This window comes from Pseudothermotoga sp. (assembly GCF_031962025.1).
Lineage (GTDB): Bacteria > Thermotogota > Thermotogae > Thermotogales > DSM-5069 > Pseudothermotoga_B.
On the sequence record NZ_JAVRKW010000002.1, the window covers coordinates 41017 to 57899 of the forward strand.

Annotated in this window: 18 protein-coding genes; 8 read left to right on the top strand and 10 right to left on the bottom strand. The window is 42.0% G+C overall.

What is annotated here, in order from left to right; all coding sequences use genetic code 11:
- Positions 1–10: 10 nt before the first annotated feature.
- The 5 genes from AC4E92_RS02085 to AC4E92_RS02105 are packed head-to-tail and all read right to left on the bottom strand — an operon-like array spanning position 11 to position 4308.
- A complete protein-coding gene (locus AC4E92_RS02085; RefSeq protein ID WP_490238934.1) occupies positions 11–1300 on the bottom strand; it encodes an FAD-dependent oxidoreductase in 1290 nt (429 codons plus the stop codon).
- Positions 1301–1334: 34 nt separating this feature from the next.
- A complete protein-coding gene (locus AC4E92_RS02090) occupies positions 1335–2789 on the bottom strand; it encodes a hypothetical protein (RefSeq protein WP_490238935.1) in 1455 nt (484 codons plus the stop codon).
- A gap of 16 nt (positions 2790–2805) precedes the next feature.
- Positions 2806–3240 (bottom strand): DUF6917 domain-containing protein, encoded by a 435-nt coding sequence (locus tag AC4E92_RS02095; protein ID WP_490238936.1) that lies wholly within the window; start codon positions 3238–3240, stop codon positions 2806–2808.
- A 5-nt stretch (positions 3241–3245) separates the two neighbouring features.
- Positions 3246–3623 carry a RidA family protein gene (locus AC4E92_RS02100; protein WP_490238937.1) on the bottom strand — a complete coding sequence of 126 codons (378 nt, stop codon included), beginning with the start codon at positions 3621–3623 and terminating at the stop codon, positions 3246–3248.
- Positions 3624–3636: 13 nt separating this feature from the next.
- The gene (locus tag AC4E92_RS02105) at positions 3637–4308 is read right to left on the bottom strand and encodes a helix-turn-helix transcriptional regulator (RefSeq protein ID WP_490238938.1); all 672 of its coding nucleotides are present in this window, start codon (positions 4306–4308) and stop codon (positions 3637–3639) included.
- A gap of 235 nt (positions 4309–4543) precedes the next feature.
- Between AC4E92_RS02105 and AC4E92_RS02110 the strand changes: the two genes are divergently transcribed.
- The 5 genes from AC4E92_RS02110 to AC4E92_RS02130 are packed head-to-tail and all read left to right on the top strand — an operon-like array spanning position 4544 to position 8740.
- The gene (locus AC4E92_RS02110) at positions 4544–5176 is read left to right on the top strand and encodes a lactate utilization protein (RefSeq protein ID WP_490238939.1); all 633 of its coding nucleotides are present in this window, start codon (positions 4544–4546) and stop codon (positions 5174–5176) included.
- 10 nt (positions 5177–5186) lie between these two features.
- Positions 5187–6266, top strand: coding sequence for a M20 family metallopeptidase (locus tag AC4E92_RS02115; RefSeq protein ID WP_490238940.1), 1080 nt, complete (start codon positions 5187–5189; stop codon positions 6264–6266).
- Positions 6267–6270: 4 nt separating this feature from the next.
- On the top strand, positions 6271–7653 hold the full coding sequence (locus AC4E92_RS02120; protein ID WP_490238941.1) for a pyruvate carboxylase subunit B: 1383 nt from the start codon (positions 6271–6273) through the stop codon (positions 7651–7653).
- Positions 7650–8456, top strand: coding sequence for a 2-amino-4-hydroxy-6-hydroxymethyldihydropteridine diphosphokinase (gene folK / locus AC4E92_RS02125; protein ID WP_490238942.1), 807 nt, complete (start codon positions 7650–7652; stop codon positions 8454–8456). Before AC4E92_RS02120 ends, folK begins: the two co-directional genes overlap by 4 nt.
- Positions 8429–8740 carry a hypothetical protein gene (locus AC4E92_RS02130; protein ID WP_490238943.1) on the top strand — a complete coding sequence of 104 codons (312 nt, stop codon included), beginning with the start codon at positions 8429–8431 and terminating at the stop codon, positions 8738–8740. The genes folK and AC4E92_RS02130 overlap by 28 nt, the downstream gene beginning before the upstream one ends.
- 24 nt (positions 8741–8764) lie before the next feature.
- Here the strand turns inward: AC4E92_RS02130 and AC4E92_RS02135 are convergent, their stop codons facing one another.
- The 5 genes from AC4E92_RS02135 to AC4E92_RS02155 form a co-directional block, all read right to left on the bottom strand.
- Positions 8765–10015: a Glu/Leu/Phe/Val family dehydrogenase gene (locus AC4E92_RS02135; RefSeq protein ID WP_490238944.1), complete on the bottom strand. Its 1251-nt coding sequence runs from the start codon at positions 10013–10015 to the stop codon at positions 8765–8767.
- Between the two features lie 264 nt (positions 10016–10279).
- Entirely contained in the window at positions 10280–11527 is a 1248-nt protein-coding gene (locus AC4E92_RS02140; protein ID WP_490238945.1) for a LeuA family protein, read from the bottom strand.
- 5 nt (positions 11528–11532) lie between these two features.
- Entirely contained in the window at positions 11533–13473 is a 1941-nt protein-coding gene (locus AC4E92_RS02145; RefSeq protein ID WP_490238946.1) for a sodium:solute symporter family transporter, read from the bottom strand.
- Positions 13474–13490: 17 nt separating this feature from the next.
- Positions 13491–14255, bottom strand: coding sequence for a cyclase family protein (locus AC4E92_RS02150; RefSeq protein WP_490238947.1), 765 nt, complete (start codon positions 14253–14255; stop codon positions 13491–13493).
- 137 nt (positions 14256–14392) lie between these two features.
- Positions 14393–15091 (bottom strand): GntR family transcriptional regulator, encoded by a 699-nt coding sequence (locus AC4E92_RS02155; RefSeq protein WP_490238948.1) that lies wholly within the window; start codon positions 15089–15091, stop codon positions 14393–14395.
- Between the two features lie 106 nt (positions 15092–15197).
- On the opposite strand from AC4E92_RS02155, the gene AC4E92_RS02160 reads away from it, so the two are divergent.
- Genes AC4E92_RS02160 through AC4E92_RS02170 form a run of 3 tightly spaced genes read left to right on the top strand, consistent with a single transcriptional unit; the run spans position 15198 to position 16883 of the window.
- Entirely contained in the window at positions 15198–15812 is a 615-nt protein-coding gene (locus AC4E92_RS02160; RefSeq protein ID WP_490238949.1) for a response regulator, read from the top strand.
- Entirely contained in the window at positions 15796–16227 is a 432-nt protein-coding gene (locus tag AC4E92_RS02165; protein ID WP_490238950.1) for a potassium channel family protein, read from the top strand. Before AC4E92_RS02160 ends, AC4E92_RS02165 begins: the two co-directional genes overlap by 17 nt.
- Entirely contained in the window at positions 16224–16883 is a 660-nt protein-coding gene (locus AC4E92_RS02170; RefSeq protein WP_490238951.1) for a potassium channel family protein, read from the top strand. Before AC4E92_RS02165 ends, AC4E92_RS02170 begins: the two co-directional genes overlap by 4 nt.

The window sequence follows — 16883 nt, forward strand, 5'->3', positions numbered from 1 at the left end:
CTTCACCTCCTCACAAAAGCTTGATATTGAAAATTGATTTCAACCCAGCTTTTTTCACCCTTTCTTTTATGATTGAGATATCTGTTGTATACAGATTTTTCTGGATCATCCTTTTGAAATAAATGGAACCAGAGAAGGTGTATTTGTACTGACGACCCTCTTCTTTTTTCATTTCGGCTATCACGTGATTTACAAAATCTCCAACGGCAAGTTCGTCTGGAAGCCTAAGAAGTTTTTCGCCCAGAACCTGCCTGACCGCATTATGTCCAGCCAAGGTTCCGGATACTATTGCCTCTGTGTGACCCACCATTGCACCTGCCTTTTCACCGGCGCAGAATAAATTGTCAACAGAACCTATTGCCTGAAGCTCGTCAGTACAGTTGGCAAAGCCAAAATACCTCATTGAATTACCTTTACCACCTGCTATCGGATCTTCATACCTTGCTTTTTCCATACCTGGTACTTTTCTGAGCCTTTCAAGAGGGAAAAATGGTGTCATCAATTTAACAGGACCGGTGTCCAGTAAAACCAGATTTCCGATGAATTCCTCAAGCGCATACTGTTGACATGCTTTCATACTAAGAAGTTTTTCTTCTTCGCGAACTTCAGGTGGTACTGGAACGAGTGCTGAGCCTTTTTCCTCAAGTTCCCTGACAATCTGTGGATCTATAGAATCTTTGCAGAGTTTACAGGACCCGCTCATTGCCCCAACAGTGCCATCTGGTTTCTTTCCAACCCATTCTTCAACACCGACTTTAGTGGTTATGCTCACTCTTGGTCCAAAACTGTGGCACCTGAGAATGCACATTGCACAACCATTACCATATTTGGTGCAATTTGCCGGTACTGCTGAAGTCCCCGTTGCGTCGACAAAAGCATCTGCCCTGATTGGTTCGAGCCCTTCAACAACAACGCAGGAAATCTTCTTCCCCTCTCTTGCCACATCGATAACTCTGGCTTTTGTGAAAATTTGTACGCCGAGTCTTCCCAGGTATTCTCTTACAGCGGGCTCAATTTTATAAACGTTGTACAGACTGGCGTGTTTGTGACCTGGAAATTCGACATTTGTGTGAGTGACACAGTTATCCATCACAGAGAAGATATCCGCTCCCATTTCGAGCATTTCCTCAGCCGCCGTAAATCTACCATTGTTTCTGAAGATCCCTCCAACCAATCCCGTCCCAAGAAGCATATCTGTTCTTTCAAGTAATATCACTTCAGCACCGGCTTTGCGGGCTGACGCAGCAGCGGCACAGCCACCCCAGCCCCCTCCTACTACGACGATCTTTGGCGCATGCATTAGCTCACCCCCTTATTGTCGTATTGTCCTGTGATCAAATCAAACCAGAGTACTTTGCCACGATTTCGATCAATCTCACAAGACCTCTCACAGCGAGTCTTGCTTTGTCTTCGATTATTTCACCATTTTCATCAGTTGTACCGAGCCCAAGTGATATGAATATGTTTGCATCATAAGCAACTGTCTGTACAATTCCCATTACATCTGTTCCTGATTGCAGTATGTTCGTTCCCGCATACATGTCTTCGATTGAGAAAATCGGGAATGGGACTCCTTTTTCCCAGCAATCATCGTAGTTTATCTCGACCGCACCGGAGTTGTAGCTTTTGGAAATTTTGAATATATGTCTTATCTTGCTGTCAAGTTTGGAAAATTCTTCAACTGTTATCTCATACAACCTATCAACACCCGCTCTGTACTTATCTGCTTTTTGCCTCAATGCTTTTAGAGCCGCTATCGCTCCGGCAAGAGATTCTTTACCTGGATCAAAGGTCACATAGGCTGCCTTACCGTATGAAGACCATGTCCCGCTTCTATCACCATGTGTTCCCATCGCGCGTCTGATGGGTACCATCACATCTTCCCGACCGATTATCAAACCACAGGTGGGCGCACCGGCTGCTTTGTCCATGCTGTACGTCATAACCCATGCACCGGTCTTTCTCAAATCTGTTCCTATGAATGGCACACCCCAGGCGTTGTCAACGATGTAAGGAACATTGTAATACTGTGCAAGTTCACCGATTTTTTTCTGAAGTACAGGTGTTCCATCTTTGTCTTTTTCTCCATAGCCGTAACCAGCCGTGTCGTACCCAAGCGAGGAAAAACCAGCCAGTGTGTCGGCATATCTTTCGGCGTACTCTTTGATTCTACTTGCCGTGCCCTGGGCGTCGACACCGCTCAGCAAAATAACGGGATGGTACTTGATGCCGTGAACAGGATATCGTCCTCCAGCCATGGGAACGATGACTACATCAACATTCTCAAGCCTTTTTCCATAAAATCCAAGCTCTCCTGCTGTACAGCCTCTGTCTGCGAAGATGTCTTTGTACTGAGGTGGAATGGGTCTTCCATAACCGCCGTGGTGATGAAGATGCCTTTCATAGGGTACGATGTACCTGCTTCGGTATTTTTCACCTCTTCCAGTGAATGGTGGGGAAACAAGAACATCAAAACTCAGCCAGAGCGCAGCTTCACAGGTGCTCACAAGCAGTGCATCGTAATCGTCTCCGTAGTAATCTTTCACGATATCTCTTATTTCATCTGCAAAGACTTTGTTCGGAATGACTTCTCTTGAAACTTTGCTTATGGCTTCATCGACTTCTTTTGAGATAAGCCCGTGACAGCCGGATATCGCACCAGTCAAACCAAACTTGCCTCGCCATTCCTGCGGTATACCTATTTCATCCGCTGCTTTCTTGGCTTCCTCGAAAATCTTTGGCATTGATTGTTTGAGATGTCTGTAAAGATGATACTTGTTTTTGAACATACAAAATCCCTCCTTTTTAGTCTCTTGTGAAATAAATCAGATCATTTAAATTCAGATTCATTTCCTCGCCGGTTACAAGCTGATCTGTGACAATCACTATATTCTGATGGTTTGGCATATGAGTTTCATCAAAACCAGCCAGACTACCAATGCATTTTCCATTCGAAAGCTTTACTTTGTCTTTGAAGACCACCACACCAGGACTTATGACCTCTACGAAAGCCAGATATGCTATTTTGTTCACACTCTTGCCCGGTGATGCATCCTGCTCATCTGTCAGAATGAGCTCGTGGATCTCGCCATTTCTCAGAGCCCTTGACCAGGGGGATATCAAAGACAAATTTCTGTTGCTCAACTTTCCACGAAGCACTGCTACTACTCTTCCAACAACAGTCGTTTTTTTTGCATACAGATCTTTTTTGACAATCTCAGATGCATACGGATCCATCATCTATGTCACTCCCTGACCGCAATGACCTCGACTTCAATTTGAGCACCTCTGGGTAAACCGGCAACTTGAACAAAGGACCTTGCAGGCTTGTGCTCACCAAAGTACTGGCTGTAAACTTCATTGACTGCGGTAAAATTAGACAGATCTGTCACAAAAACCGTGACTTTTACTGTGTTTTTAAGATCACAACCGCTCGCTTTGAGTATGGCTTTTATGTTTTCAAAAACTCTTGCGGCTTGCTTTTTTATATCTCCATTCACCAGTTCACCCGTTACTGGATCAAGCGGGATCTGCCCGGAAACAAAAACAAATCCGCTGGCTTCAACTGCCTGAGAATATGGTCCTATTGCCTTGGGTGCCTGATCTGTACTGATAGTTCTCACACGCATTCCTCCTTCACACAATATTGGCATCTGATTTATTTCTTGCCTCACGAAGATATGCATACACGGTGAACTTGGAATTTCCCATTTCCTTTGCGAGTAAATCAACTGCACCTTTGAGCAGGAAAAAACCTTTTTCGTCGAGCTTTCTGAGAACATTTATTTTTTCTTCTTTGGTTGCATATCTCAAAGGCTTTCCCGTCAGAGACTTGACCTGTTGAACCGCTTCATTAAGAAGCTCTTCAACTCTGCCTGCGAATTTTTCGTGGTTTGCTCCTGCAAGGTCTTCCAGTTTCTGAAAAGACAATTGCTGATCGATCACCTGCTTAAACATGGAAATTTTAGTTGTATCGAAGTTGATACACAGAAAACCTATGATCTTTTCACTTTCATCGCGTATGAATATTGTCGTTGAACGCAGGATCCTGCCGTCTGAAGTTGTGGTCATGTAATTTGGCACCACATCAACATTTTTGAACTTCTCAGATCTGAGTATGTATAGTCCCAAATCTGTTAAAGGTGCTCCAACCTTTCTTCCTGTGATATGACCGTTTTCGATAGCTATAACAGAATGCTCCGGGTCGGTTATATCATGAAGAACAATTTCATAGTCAGGACCCAGCATCTGTGCAAGACCTCTGGCAACTGGTATGAAAGCCTTTAAAATGGGATGAATCTTTTTCATAATCTCAACCCCCTTCTATCATACAAAAATTTGTACTGTAATACAATAGTTTTTTTAATAAGATACAAGAATTTGTACAAAGCAAGTACCAGGATCACAGATCTTTGTGCCGAAAAATCAACCAATTTGCCAGATTTTGCCAAAAAACCATCTATTTCAGCCTAAGGTTGACAGCAACAACTTGCCGTTCAGATTATGCATTCTGTGAGGTAAAATAATAATAGAGGTGAGAGTTTTGAGAGAAGAACTCTACAGATTCAAATACAAATCTTTGTGCGAAAAGATCAAGCCAATTTTGGAAAGAAAAGCCTTTGAGGTGCACATAGTTGAAAATGCCGAGCAGGCAAAGAAACTGGTTGAAGAATTGATTCCGCAGGGATCGGTTGTAAGCTCAGGTGGATCAGTCACTTTGAGCGATTGCGGAATACTGGACTTACTCAGAAGCGGAAGATACAAATTTTTAGATCGATACAACAGCGTTGATAGAAGAAAAACGGAACTCGAATCTTTCGACAGCGATTATTATCTTTGCAGTGCCAATGCAATTACGATGAACGGTGAACTTGTCTTCATGGACGGTTTTGGCAACAGAGTGGCTTCGCTGACCTATGGACCAAAGAACGTCATTCTAATCGTGAGTGCAAATAAAATTGTGAATGATCTGCAAGCCGCAAGAGAGAGAATCAGATACATAGCACCGATGAATGCAAAAAGACTTTCTCTTTCAACTCCATGTGCAAATACCGGCATCTGCCAGGACTGTGATTCGCCACAGAGAATTTGCAGACATTTTCATGTTATATATGATTCGCGCAATTTACCAAGAAGGATAAAGATCATCTTTGTGCTTCAAGAACTTGGACTGTGAGGGATTTATCATGGAAGAAAAATGGCTGAAGCTTTACCAGAAACTCGTCAACACCGATACCGGTTTTGACATCGACTTTCCAACAAAACTCAAAAGAACTTCTTTCATAGCCGAAATACTGAGTGAACTTGGCTTTGATGTTCATCAAGAAGAAGCGGCACACGTTGCCGTTATGGGAAAGGAACCGTATTTGACTCTAATAGGTCATCTTGATACGGTTTTTAAGGAAGGAGAATCACAGGCAAGACCGTTTTCTATAAAAGAAAATATAGTTTATGGACCGGGTGTTGCAGACATGAAAGGTGGAATAATCACCCTGCTTGCGACTGTTGAACTTGCAAGAAAAAACGGCATTAAAGACCTGTGTGTGATACTCAACGTCGATGAAGAGCTTGGTTCAAAAACAAGCAGAGAGACTTTTTACAGATACGCCAGAAAAAGTGTGTGCTGCCTTTCTTTCGAACCAGGAGGCATCAATGGTGAAATCGTGGTGAGCAGAAAAGGCATAGCTTCGATGAATCTCACTGTTAAGGGAAAAAAAGCTCATGCATCGAGACTCAACGAAGGTGCGAATGCGCTGGTGGAGGCATGTCGAAAGATAGATGAAATATACTCTTTAAACGGCACATTTGGAGATTTGACATTAAATCCAACGATAATCAGTGCAGGAGAAAAATCAAATATCACACCAGATCTGTGCAACGTATATTTTGATGTGAGATTTTCTTCAAAAAAAGAGCTCGAAGATTGCAAAAATGCCATTATAAAAATATGTTCTAACACCTCAATAGAAGGTACAAGCTGTGAGTTTTCTCTTCAGGAACGAAGACCCGCGATGGGATTTAATCCGCAAATAAAGGTTGCTCTTGAAAAGGCTTTTGAAAAAATCGGTAAAAGATTCGAATTGGAGCATTCAAGCGGAGGCGCAGACAGTGCATTTTTCTATGAATCAGGTGTTCCGGCAATAGATGGTCTTGGCATAACAGGTGCAAGGTTTCACTCAGAACAGGAGTATGCCCTGCTTGATAGTTTTGAACCAAGAGTCATGTTATCCATGGAAATTTTAAGGTATTTTGATCAAAAGAGGTGATTGGATGAAATTCGTAGATACAACTTTAAGAGACGGACACCAGTCTTTGATAGCTACCAGAATGTCAACAAAAGACATGATTCCAGCTCTTGAAGCCATGGACAGGGTTGGTTTCTATTCCATGGAAATGTGGGGTGGAGCCACCTTCGACGTGGCAGTGAGATTTTTAAATGAAGATCCATGGGAAAGGTTGAGAAAGATCAGAGAAAAAATCAAAAACACAAAGCTCCAGATGCTTCTTCGCGGGCAAAATCTGGTTGGCTATCGTCACTACGCAGATGATACGGTAAGACTCTTTGTCAAAAAAATGGTCGAAAACGGCATAGACATAATAAGAATCTTTGACGCACTGAATGACGAGAGAAATCTTGTGGTAGCCATAGATGAAGCCAAAAAAATGAAAGCGCATGTACAGGGTGCCATTTCTTACACAGTCAGTCCGGTGCACACTCTGGATTATTATCTGAACTACGCAAGAAAACTGGTAGAACTCGGTGTTGATTCGATCTGCATAAAAGACATGGCAGGGTTATTAACCCCCAAAGAAACCTATGACCTTGTGAGTTCGCTGAAAAAACAGTTCTCACTGCCCGTAGATGTCCATTCACACTGCACCTGCGGACTTGCAGTTGCAAGTTATCAAGCCGCAATTGACGCCGGTGCAGACATAATAGACACTGCTCTTTCACCGTTTGCGCTCGGCACTTCTCAGCCTCCTTTTGAGCCGTTTTATTATTCTCTGAGCAAGCAGAATATCGTACCACCATCAGACTGGGATACTCTGAACTTTTTGATAGAATACTTCACCAAAGTCAGAGAAAAATATTCAGCCTTCGATGTGAAGATGACAACAATCGATCCAAAGATACTGTACGCACAGGTACCGGGGGGAATGTATTCAAATATGGTCAAGCAACTTCAGGAGCAGAAGATGTCCCACAAAATGAAAGAAGTACTCGAGGAAATCCCCAGAGTTCAAAAAGATCTTGGCTATCCACCGCTTGTCACACCCACAAGCCAGATAGTTGGTGTTCAGGCAGTTTTGAATGTCATGACAGGTGAAAGATATTCAAAGGTGACAAAAGAAGTCAGAGAATATGTCAAAGGATTCTACGGTCGACCACCAGCACCAATCGATCCGGAATTGATAAAAAAGATACTAAAAGACGAGAAACCAATCGACGTTCGACCCGGAGAAATCATTCCACCCGAAGTGGAAAAGGCAAGAAAAGATCTTGGTTTACTTGCCAAAAGCGATGAGGATGTGCTGATATATGTCATACTCGGGGAAGTAGGCAAAAAATACCTGCAAAAACGCTATATCGATCAGTTAAAGGTAGACTTTGATCTTGTAGAAGAATTTGAAGCACCGGTTTATCCAGTATGATTATCGGTGTGGGTGTTGATGTTGTAAAGATCGAAAGAATAAATGAAAATATCTACAGAAGGATCCTTGGTCCAAAAGAATTGCAGGAATTTGAGCAAATCAAGAACAAAAAGGTCTATCTTTCCAGTCGTTTTGCGGCAAAGGAAGCTTTCTTCAAAGCACTTGGTACTGGTATCAGAAATTTTTCGTTCAAAGACATTGAAATCATTCACGACAGATTTGGCAAACCTGTATTTGTTTTTCACAGAGATTTTGCTTTCAATTTTGCTCATTTGAGCATAGCACACGATTATCTGGCTTTCGCACAAGTTGCCCTTGAAAAATCCGATGGAAAGATTTACATAGGTCTTGGTTCCAATCTTGGTAATAGATTGATAAATATCCAAAGGGCATGCAATCTATTAGAGATTTTCGGGATTGATGTTGTGAAAAAATCATCCGTTTATGAAACCAGACCGTACGGTGTGACAGACCAGCCGAATTTTCTCAACTGCGTTGTCGAAGTGAATACAAACCTGACACCGCATCAGCTGCTCGACAAACTCCTGCAGATAGAACAGATCATGGGTCGAGTCAGAGAAAAACGGTGGGGACCAAGGATAATAGATCTGGATATACTTTTGTATGGTAATTTGGTGTACGAATCAGATGATCTGTCCATACCACACTACGATATGCTCAACAGACAATTTGTCATAACTCCGCTTGTCGAGATAGATGCAATTGATCATCCAGTTGAAGGCAGTCTGAAAAGGTTTTTGAAAGAAGGTGAAGAATGCAAACTGATTACGAGCAACTGGTAAGGCAAATAGAACAACAAATAGATGAATCGATAGAAAACCAGCAATATGAACAGCTATTACCGCTCCTTGAAAAGCGCGAACAGATCCTGAGATCTTTTGAAAAAATAGATGAAAAATTTGCACAGTCCATATTGCAAGCAGACGAAAAAAGAATTGAAAAAATAAAATCACAGATGGAAAAACTCGCTCAGGATGCACTGCAGATGAAAAAATCCCAGGCAGCTATCAAAAGCTATAAAGATTTCACTCAAGCTCAGGGAACAAGATTGGACAAAAAAATCTAAAAAGGGCGCTTTCGCGCCCTTTTTTCATGGATAAATACCTCTTAGTTTTACTGCCTGTGCTACTCTGTCAATCGCGACTATGTAAGCTGCCGTTCTGAAATCTACATTGTACTTTTCTTTGGTCTTTGCCACTTCAGCGAATGCGGCTTTCATCATCTTTGTGAGTTTTGCTCTTATATCATCAAGGTCCCAGAAGAATGATTGCAAATCCTGCACCCACTCAAAGTAAGAAACGGTCACTCCACCGGAATTGGCAAGGATATCTGGAATAACAGTGACGCCTTTTGAAAGGAGTATTTTGTCTGCCTCCGGTGTGACTGGTCCGTTTGCTCCTTCGACAATGAGTTTTGCCCTGATTTTGTCGGCATTTTTCTCTGTGATGGCATTTTCCAGTGCTGCAGGAACCAGTATATCCACATCAAGCTCGAGCAGTTCTTCGTGCTTTATTTTCTTTGCCTTTGGATATCCATCGATGAATCCTTTGTGACTGTCCCTGTAAGCGATCAGATCATTGATATCCAGACCATTTGGATCATAATAAGCAGCAGATACGTCGCTTACGGCAACAACCTTTGCTTTGAAATCTTCGTGTAAAATTTTCGCGGAGAAAGAACCGACATTTCCAAAACCCTGCACAGCCACCGTTGCTTTTGAAATGTCTTTCCCCAGAACTTTGCATGCCTCGGCAGCCACTACGGCTACACCACGTCCTGTGGCTTCATTTCTTCCAACAGAGCCTCCTATCTCCACAGGCTTTCCAGTCACAACACCCAGTGCAGGATAACCCGTATGCATGGTGTAGGTATCAACAAACCATGCCATCACCTGGGCATTTGTATTCACGTCTGGAGCCGGGATATCCTTTTTCTCGCCTATGAAGTTGGATATTTCATAGAAGAACCTTCTTGAGAGCCTTTCCAGTTCGTGTTTGGAAAGTTTGGAAGGATCTACTTTGACTCCGCCTTTTCCTCCACCATATGGGAGGTTCAAAAGCGAGCATTTCCATGTCATCCAGAAAGCCAGAGTCTGTACCTCATCGAGTGTGACATCGGGATGGTATCTTATACCACCCTTTGCCGGACCCCTGGCTGTACTGTGCTGACAGCGATACCCTGTGAACATTTCTACTCTACCATCATCCATCACAACTGGGAACTCCACGATCAGAGTACGCTGAGGCCTTTCAAGAAATTTTCTGATGTTTGGATCAAGGTTCATGACATCTGCGGCATGCCCGAAAACCTCAAGCGCCTGTTGATATAACGATTTGGCCATAAAAAAGCCTCCTTTCACGTAGGTTAAAGATCTTGCTCTATCTAGTCGAAAATTAGTGAACTACTTCACATTTTTATTTTAACATTCATTGCTCACGAAAGAAACTGCCACAAACACAAATTTTTTCGGCTCAAAAGTCATTTAGCTCCAAAAAAATGCTGTTTGCTCTTTTATACACACTAAATCGCAAGCATGCATGAATATGCGTATTAAAAAAGCAAAAAGCCCACCGTTGACGGCGGGCTTTAAAAAATCATCTGGAGATCATTGAAGAACTAACCTGATGATCCTATCGATTTGATCATCGTCCAGATAATTTTTGAGTACTATACTCTGTTTCTTAACTCTCACCAATATCTCTTCCACCTGAGCATCAGTTGCTTTTAAACCTTTTTTCTGCAAATAGAGCTTTATAAAAGCCCTTCCACTTTTTTTACCACCCACGTATCTGAGCTCTCTTCCAAAGTATTTCGGATTATAAGGAAACATGGAATAATCGATGCCCGTTCCTTTACTCATTTTTTCATTAGCATCTATCACTATTCCAGATTCACTGTAGAATATCCTGTCACCAACAATTGGTTTATTTGGTGCCACATTTACCTTTGATATCTCCTGAATGAATTTTGAAACTTTATACAGTTCTGCACAGTTAATTCCAGTTTTTAAACCAAGTATCATCTCCAAGCCAGCTACAACTTCCTCTGTTGAAGCATTACCGGTCCTCTCACCAAGGCAATTGAAAGACGTCTCGACAGCTTCTGCACCCGATGCTACCGCCATGAGTGCGGTAGCTGTGGCAAGTCCATAATCGTTGTGCACGTGTATGGCAAGAGGAACATCTGGAAACCACTCTTTCATCTTTCTAACCAGGAAATTAACTGTGAATGGATGTGCCTGACCAAATGTATCGGATATACCTATTTGATCAACTTCTACATTTTTCAAAAGTTCCGTATAAACTGTTTTTATCCATTCAAGGTTATTGATTCTAAAAGTGTCCCAACCACAAAACTCAACAAACATTCCTAATTCTTTTGCGAGCTTTGCACCCCTGATTATTCTGTTGATGAACTCTTTTGAATCAAGACCCAGAACATGCTTCACAAAATATGGGTTAATACCCGTTTCATAGAACAATCCATCGGCACCACATTCTGCGGCAAGCTTGACGTCTTCTTCCATAATCCTTGCAAGAGCTATCTTTTTTGCTTTCAAATTCATCTTTGACAGTCTTTTGAAAGCCCTCTGGTCTTCCTCAGAAACCGCAGGTGTGCCTATTTCGATCATGTGAATACCTATCCTGTCAAGCTCCTGAGCTATGAACACTTTTTCATCTTCTGTGAACACAACACCAGCCATCTGTTCACCATCTCTCAGCGTAACATCGTGAATCAGGACTTTCTCAGGTAAGTGCATTTTTGATCGAACTTCCTCGATAAAGTTCAATGGTGAAACCCAGCTGTTGTTCAGAATGAACGGCTCACAACCTTCCAATTCGCTGGAATACATTCTCATCATCTCCTTGAGTATTTTGAGAGTAACTCATTTCCTTTTTGAGTAATAGAAACCGTTCTTCTCCAGATACCACCTTCGCTCAGATAACCTCGTCTGACAAGTGAATTTACAATAGTTGCCAGCGCCATGGAATTCAATCCGGTCTCCTTGGACAATTCATCTGCCAGAATTCCAGATTTTCCACGTACATGTTCAAGAATCTTGATTCCTATTTCATCCACACCTTCGAAGATCTCATTTTCCTTAATTTTTGTTGGTAATGTTCTACCAAAATCTGTTATTCTAAACATATAAAAACCCGACCCGCCACTCGAAAATCTCTCTACTGCCCCGGCTTTCTCAAGCGCCAGAACCAATTCGCTGCTCTTAGACGAGTCAATATCCAGTAAATCAGTTATTTCAGCCATTGTGTTATATCCTTTTCTTATTATGTCAAGGACTTTGATTTCCTCATCAGTTAAATTAGATCTCTTCTGCACAGCAAAGTCGTACTTCGACTTTCCAAAAAAGTTGGCTATTATAGCAGCACCGATAGATACAATGATACCTGGAATTACCATGTGACCAAATTTGCTGGTCAGTGGATATATCTTTGTCAAATCTAACAGAGTCCAAACAGACATGAATATTAAGCCAACCAAACCTCCCACAAATGCCCCTGTAGTTGAAAATTTCTTCGTGTAAAGACCAAGAATTACGATCACTGCCGTTGGAGCAAGCCATGCTGTTGCGAAAGCAAACAAATAAACCGGTCCTCCCGGGAAGAAACAAAGCAGAAGAGCCGCTATACCAAACAAAGCATTAACAATCATCGATGGTTTTACAAGCTGTTCTGATTTTGCATTCGGTTTGAAAAACCTTTGATAGATATCCCTGACTATGACAGAACTTCCAGCCATGTAATAAGTTGTTGCTGTCGAGACAGAAGCAGCCATTGTGGTGAGCAGAAAATAAGCGGCAAGAACAGACGGCGTATCCCTTAAAAATATGCCAAAGGCGGCTGCTGGTGCGGCTGTTCCACGTGGTGCAAACATTTCAGGATGGGCTGCACCAACATAAGCACCAAGAAGCGGATACATGAATCCATTTGCAAGAAACAGTATAACAGCAGCCCACAGATATGAGAGTTTAGCTACTCTTTCACTCCTGACCGAACTCACCCTGATCCAGTAGCTGTTAGATCCCCAGACCAAAGCCATACCATACAAGAAAAATGCAACAAGGACACTCGGATAGAACACTGAAAACCAGGGAAAAGTTTTACCAGCTATACCGTTTGCCCACACATTCCCTGCTGGCCAATTTTGATTTAAGAAAGATAGTCCTCCATATTTCATAAGTAGAAATATTATAAGAACTGGTATTGCAAAAGTGCACAGAACTCCCTGGATGAAGTCCGTTAAAGTTACCGCCCACATACCGCCCAAAACAGTGAAGAACAGAAAGATCAAAAACGTGAGCAAAATTGTTGATGAAATTGACCATTTCGTAAACCCTGTTATAATCGTCGCCATTGAGAGAATATTATTTGCCGTTATACCAAGCATAGCAACTACCGTAACAAGTGTTATTACAAACCTGACTTTTCTATCGTATCTTATCTCGAGCCATTCTGGTAGAGTGTGTGCCCCTGTTCTTCTTGCTACGGGCGCTATAAGAAAGGCATAGGATATAATTCCTGTCAAAGAATAAGCCACACCAAGCATGAAGATACTCTTCGTGAGCCCACCCATCAAAGTGAAAGCAGGTGCAAGAGTCAGTGTGGTCCCTGCATAACCTATCGCGGTGACACCCAAAATGTTCACCAAAAGATTGATCTGCCTGCCCGCCACCAGATAATCAGTACTTCTTCCAATCCACTTTCTGGTTATCCATCCGACCCAAACCATTACAAAGCCGAAGATAGCAAAAAATACCGTGAAGATACCGACGGTACCCATAATTCCACCCTCCCTTTCTAATCCTCAACAATGGCTACAGCGCGGACCCACCCGGCGCTTGCCTTGAATATTTTTATGGGGAAAACTGCCACTTTGAAGCCAAAAGATCTTGGAATTTTATCGAGATTTGCCAACTTTTCTATGTGACAATATTCTTTTTCAATCGAAGCAAAATGAGCAGGCCATATATACGAACCATCCTTAGTTTCTTGATAGTCTTTTGACATACTGGAAAAAGGTCTGTCCCATGTATAAGCATCAATACCTGTAATTTTTACGCCCTGTTCAAGCAACCACAATGTAGCTTCTCTGCTCATGCCAGGCTGGAGAAAATAATCTTTCGTCCCCATTCTTTTGTCTGCGCCGGTCATTATCAAAACAATGTCAAATGGTTTTATACTATAATTGATCCTTTCAAGCTCTTTTTTAAGATCGTCAATCGTTATGAATTCACCGTAGTTTTTATGACGCATATCGAGGACAACCCCGTCCGAAAAGCACCATTCTAAAGGTATTTCATCGATAGTTTTTGATATTTTACCCTCGCTCATTGGATGATAATGCCATGGGGCATCCATGTGTGTACCTGTGTGAGTCATCGCCTCGATGAATTCATAGGACCAACCTAAACCATTCGAAAAAACAAGATCTTTTGGATCGACACCAAATCGCTCTCTCATTTCCTGGGAACCTGCTCTGTGGTCGAGATAGGTTATCTTGGCTGGCCATGGTTCGGAAGGAGAATTCGGTACAATAGTTTCACTTAAGTCAATTAATCTCACCCCATATGATGTCACCCCCTGTATTTTCGATTATCGATAATACATAAAACTGTATTGAAAAACAAAACCAAGAGGAATTCATATAAAGCAGTAAAACCAAGAAAACCCCAGGGAAACCTTTAAAAATTGTGAAAATCTCACTGAATCTCGTTTTTACTTGATTTTTCTTTGCATTTCGATAACATGTCGTTATAATATTGTTGAACAACAGCGGCACTAAAGCGAATGTACTCTGCTATCAATTCAGCAGCTTTTTGTGAATCTCTTTTCTCCAATGTGAAAATTATTTGTGTGAAATATTGCGAAGAGATCCTGAGATTATCATCATATTTCATGCTCAGATATCTGTACCTTTTTGCCTGATCTTCAGTTGCTTTAAGCAGAGAAACGAGTTTTTTAGACCCACATCCTTCCAAAATCACATCTGTGAACTGAAAGTTCGCTTCGAAAGCTTTGTCAATATCATACTCTATGTAAGCATCTCTGAATTCTTTTACAAACTGCTTAGCCCTCTGAATCTGTTCTTCGGTGGCTCTTTCGGCAAACCATGCAAATGCCAGTGACCACAGCTTTTCCTTTATCTTCCATATATCCAAAAGTTCTCGAAGGTCTATTTCCGTGACGATGTAACCTTTGCGAGGAAATTCAGTCACAAGGTCAGATTTCTCTAAAATCTTCAATGCCTCCCTTACAGAAGTCTGACTCACACCAAAACGCTTCGCAAGATCCATGATTTTTATACGTTCGCCCGGCTTGTAGAAACCTTTTATTATCTCCTGCTTTAATTGTTGTGCTATGCTCTCACAAACCTTCGGCGGTTTTTGATATACCTCCATTTGGCTTTTCCATCCTCCTGTGCAAATATTTTTCAACTTTATTATAGCTCATCTTGTTCAACCACACTGTGAACTGTGGTAAACTTATGTCCATGGTGAGAATTATATGGCTAATATACTCGTAGTTGACGATGAAAGAAATGTGAGAACCCTGATAAAGAGAATTCTCGAGCAGAGAGATCATTCGGTTGTTGCAGTTGCAACCGCTGAAGAAGCTTTTGTAGAACTCCGCCGCCAGGTGTTTGATCTTGTGACACTGGATCTGAAATTGCCCGGAATATCCGGCATAGAGTTCCTCAAGAAAATGAGACAGGAAGGATATGAAATACCAGTTCTGGTTATATCGGCGATAACCAATGCAATACCCATTGTTGAAGCGATGAAAAATGGAGCAAGTGATTATCTATCTAAACCATTCCCTGCCCAGGATCTTGTAAAAAAAGTGGAAGAGCTTTTGAACAGAGAAGAGATAACTTTTGAAAAGCTTGAAAGAAAAATTGAAGAAAAGATTTCCCAGGGCAAACTGGATATCGCAGAGCGCATGGCAAGAGAGTTGTTTTCAATTCACCCTTCTGCCGATGCACATTTCATCTACGCAATGGTAATGGAACGATTGGGGAACACTGAACTTGCATACAAACACTTGAAAGCAGCCATTGCTTTGGATCCGGATCACAAGAAAGCGATTAAGGAGATTGCTCGTTATGAAAAAAAGGACTGAGGGGCTCTATATAATCATCATAGGGTGCGGGAAAATAGGCTCTATAGTCGCATCATACATGTCTGCTATTGGCAACAATGTGGTTGTTATAGACAATAAAGAAACAGCTTTCGACAACCTTTCGGAAGAGTTCACAGGATTCAAAGTCCTGGGCGATGCCACAGAGATAGTTCATCTAAAAGAAGCAAAAATCGAAAGGGCAAATGTTGTCTTGGCTCTAACAGGAGACGATAACACCAACTTCATGGTGTCAACCGTTGCAAAGCAGTACTTCGGTGTTAAAGAGGTTGTGGCTCGAGTAAACGATCCAGAAAATGAAGACATATTTAAAGAGTTCGACATAGAAGTTGTTTCACCAACTGCACTTGTAGCAGACAGAATTATACAGATAGTTGATGCGGAGGGACAGGGTTGAAAATCGTCATAATAGGTGGATATCGTATCGCATACCATCTGGCTCGATCGATGATTTCCAAGGGGTATCATGTCTATATCGTAAACAAAGATCCGCAGGTATGTGAAGAACTGGCTAAGAAACTTTCGGTCGTTGTAATCAACGGAGATGGGAGCAAGAAAAACATCCTGGATCAGTTGGAGCTTTCGCAGAACGATATAGTTGTTATACTGACCAACACCGATCGAGATAGCCTGATAATCTCACAGATGATCAGAAAATATTACGGTGTGGAAAGAATAGTCACTCTGGTAAACGATCCGGAGAACATAGAAATCTTCAACAGACTCGGAGTAAAGGTGGCGGTCAGCCCGACCTCTTTGTTGAGTCAAACAATACAGAGCCTTTTGCTTGTTGAAGAAATGGAAGAATTCTTTCCAGTCGAAGAAGGTAAGCTGGTCTTTCTAAGACTCGAGATACCAGACAGTTCTCCTTCTGCCGGCAAAAAGCTCAAAGAAATAAACCTTCCAAACGAATGCATCATCGGTGGAATTCTGCGGCAAAACAACGTGGTGATTCCCAGGGGCGAAACAGAGTTACTGCCGAAAGATCGTGTTTTCATCATATGCGAACCAAAGGTGCAAACGCAGGTAATAAAATACCTGGTAGGTGAATGA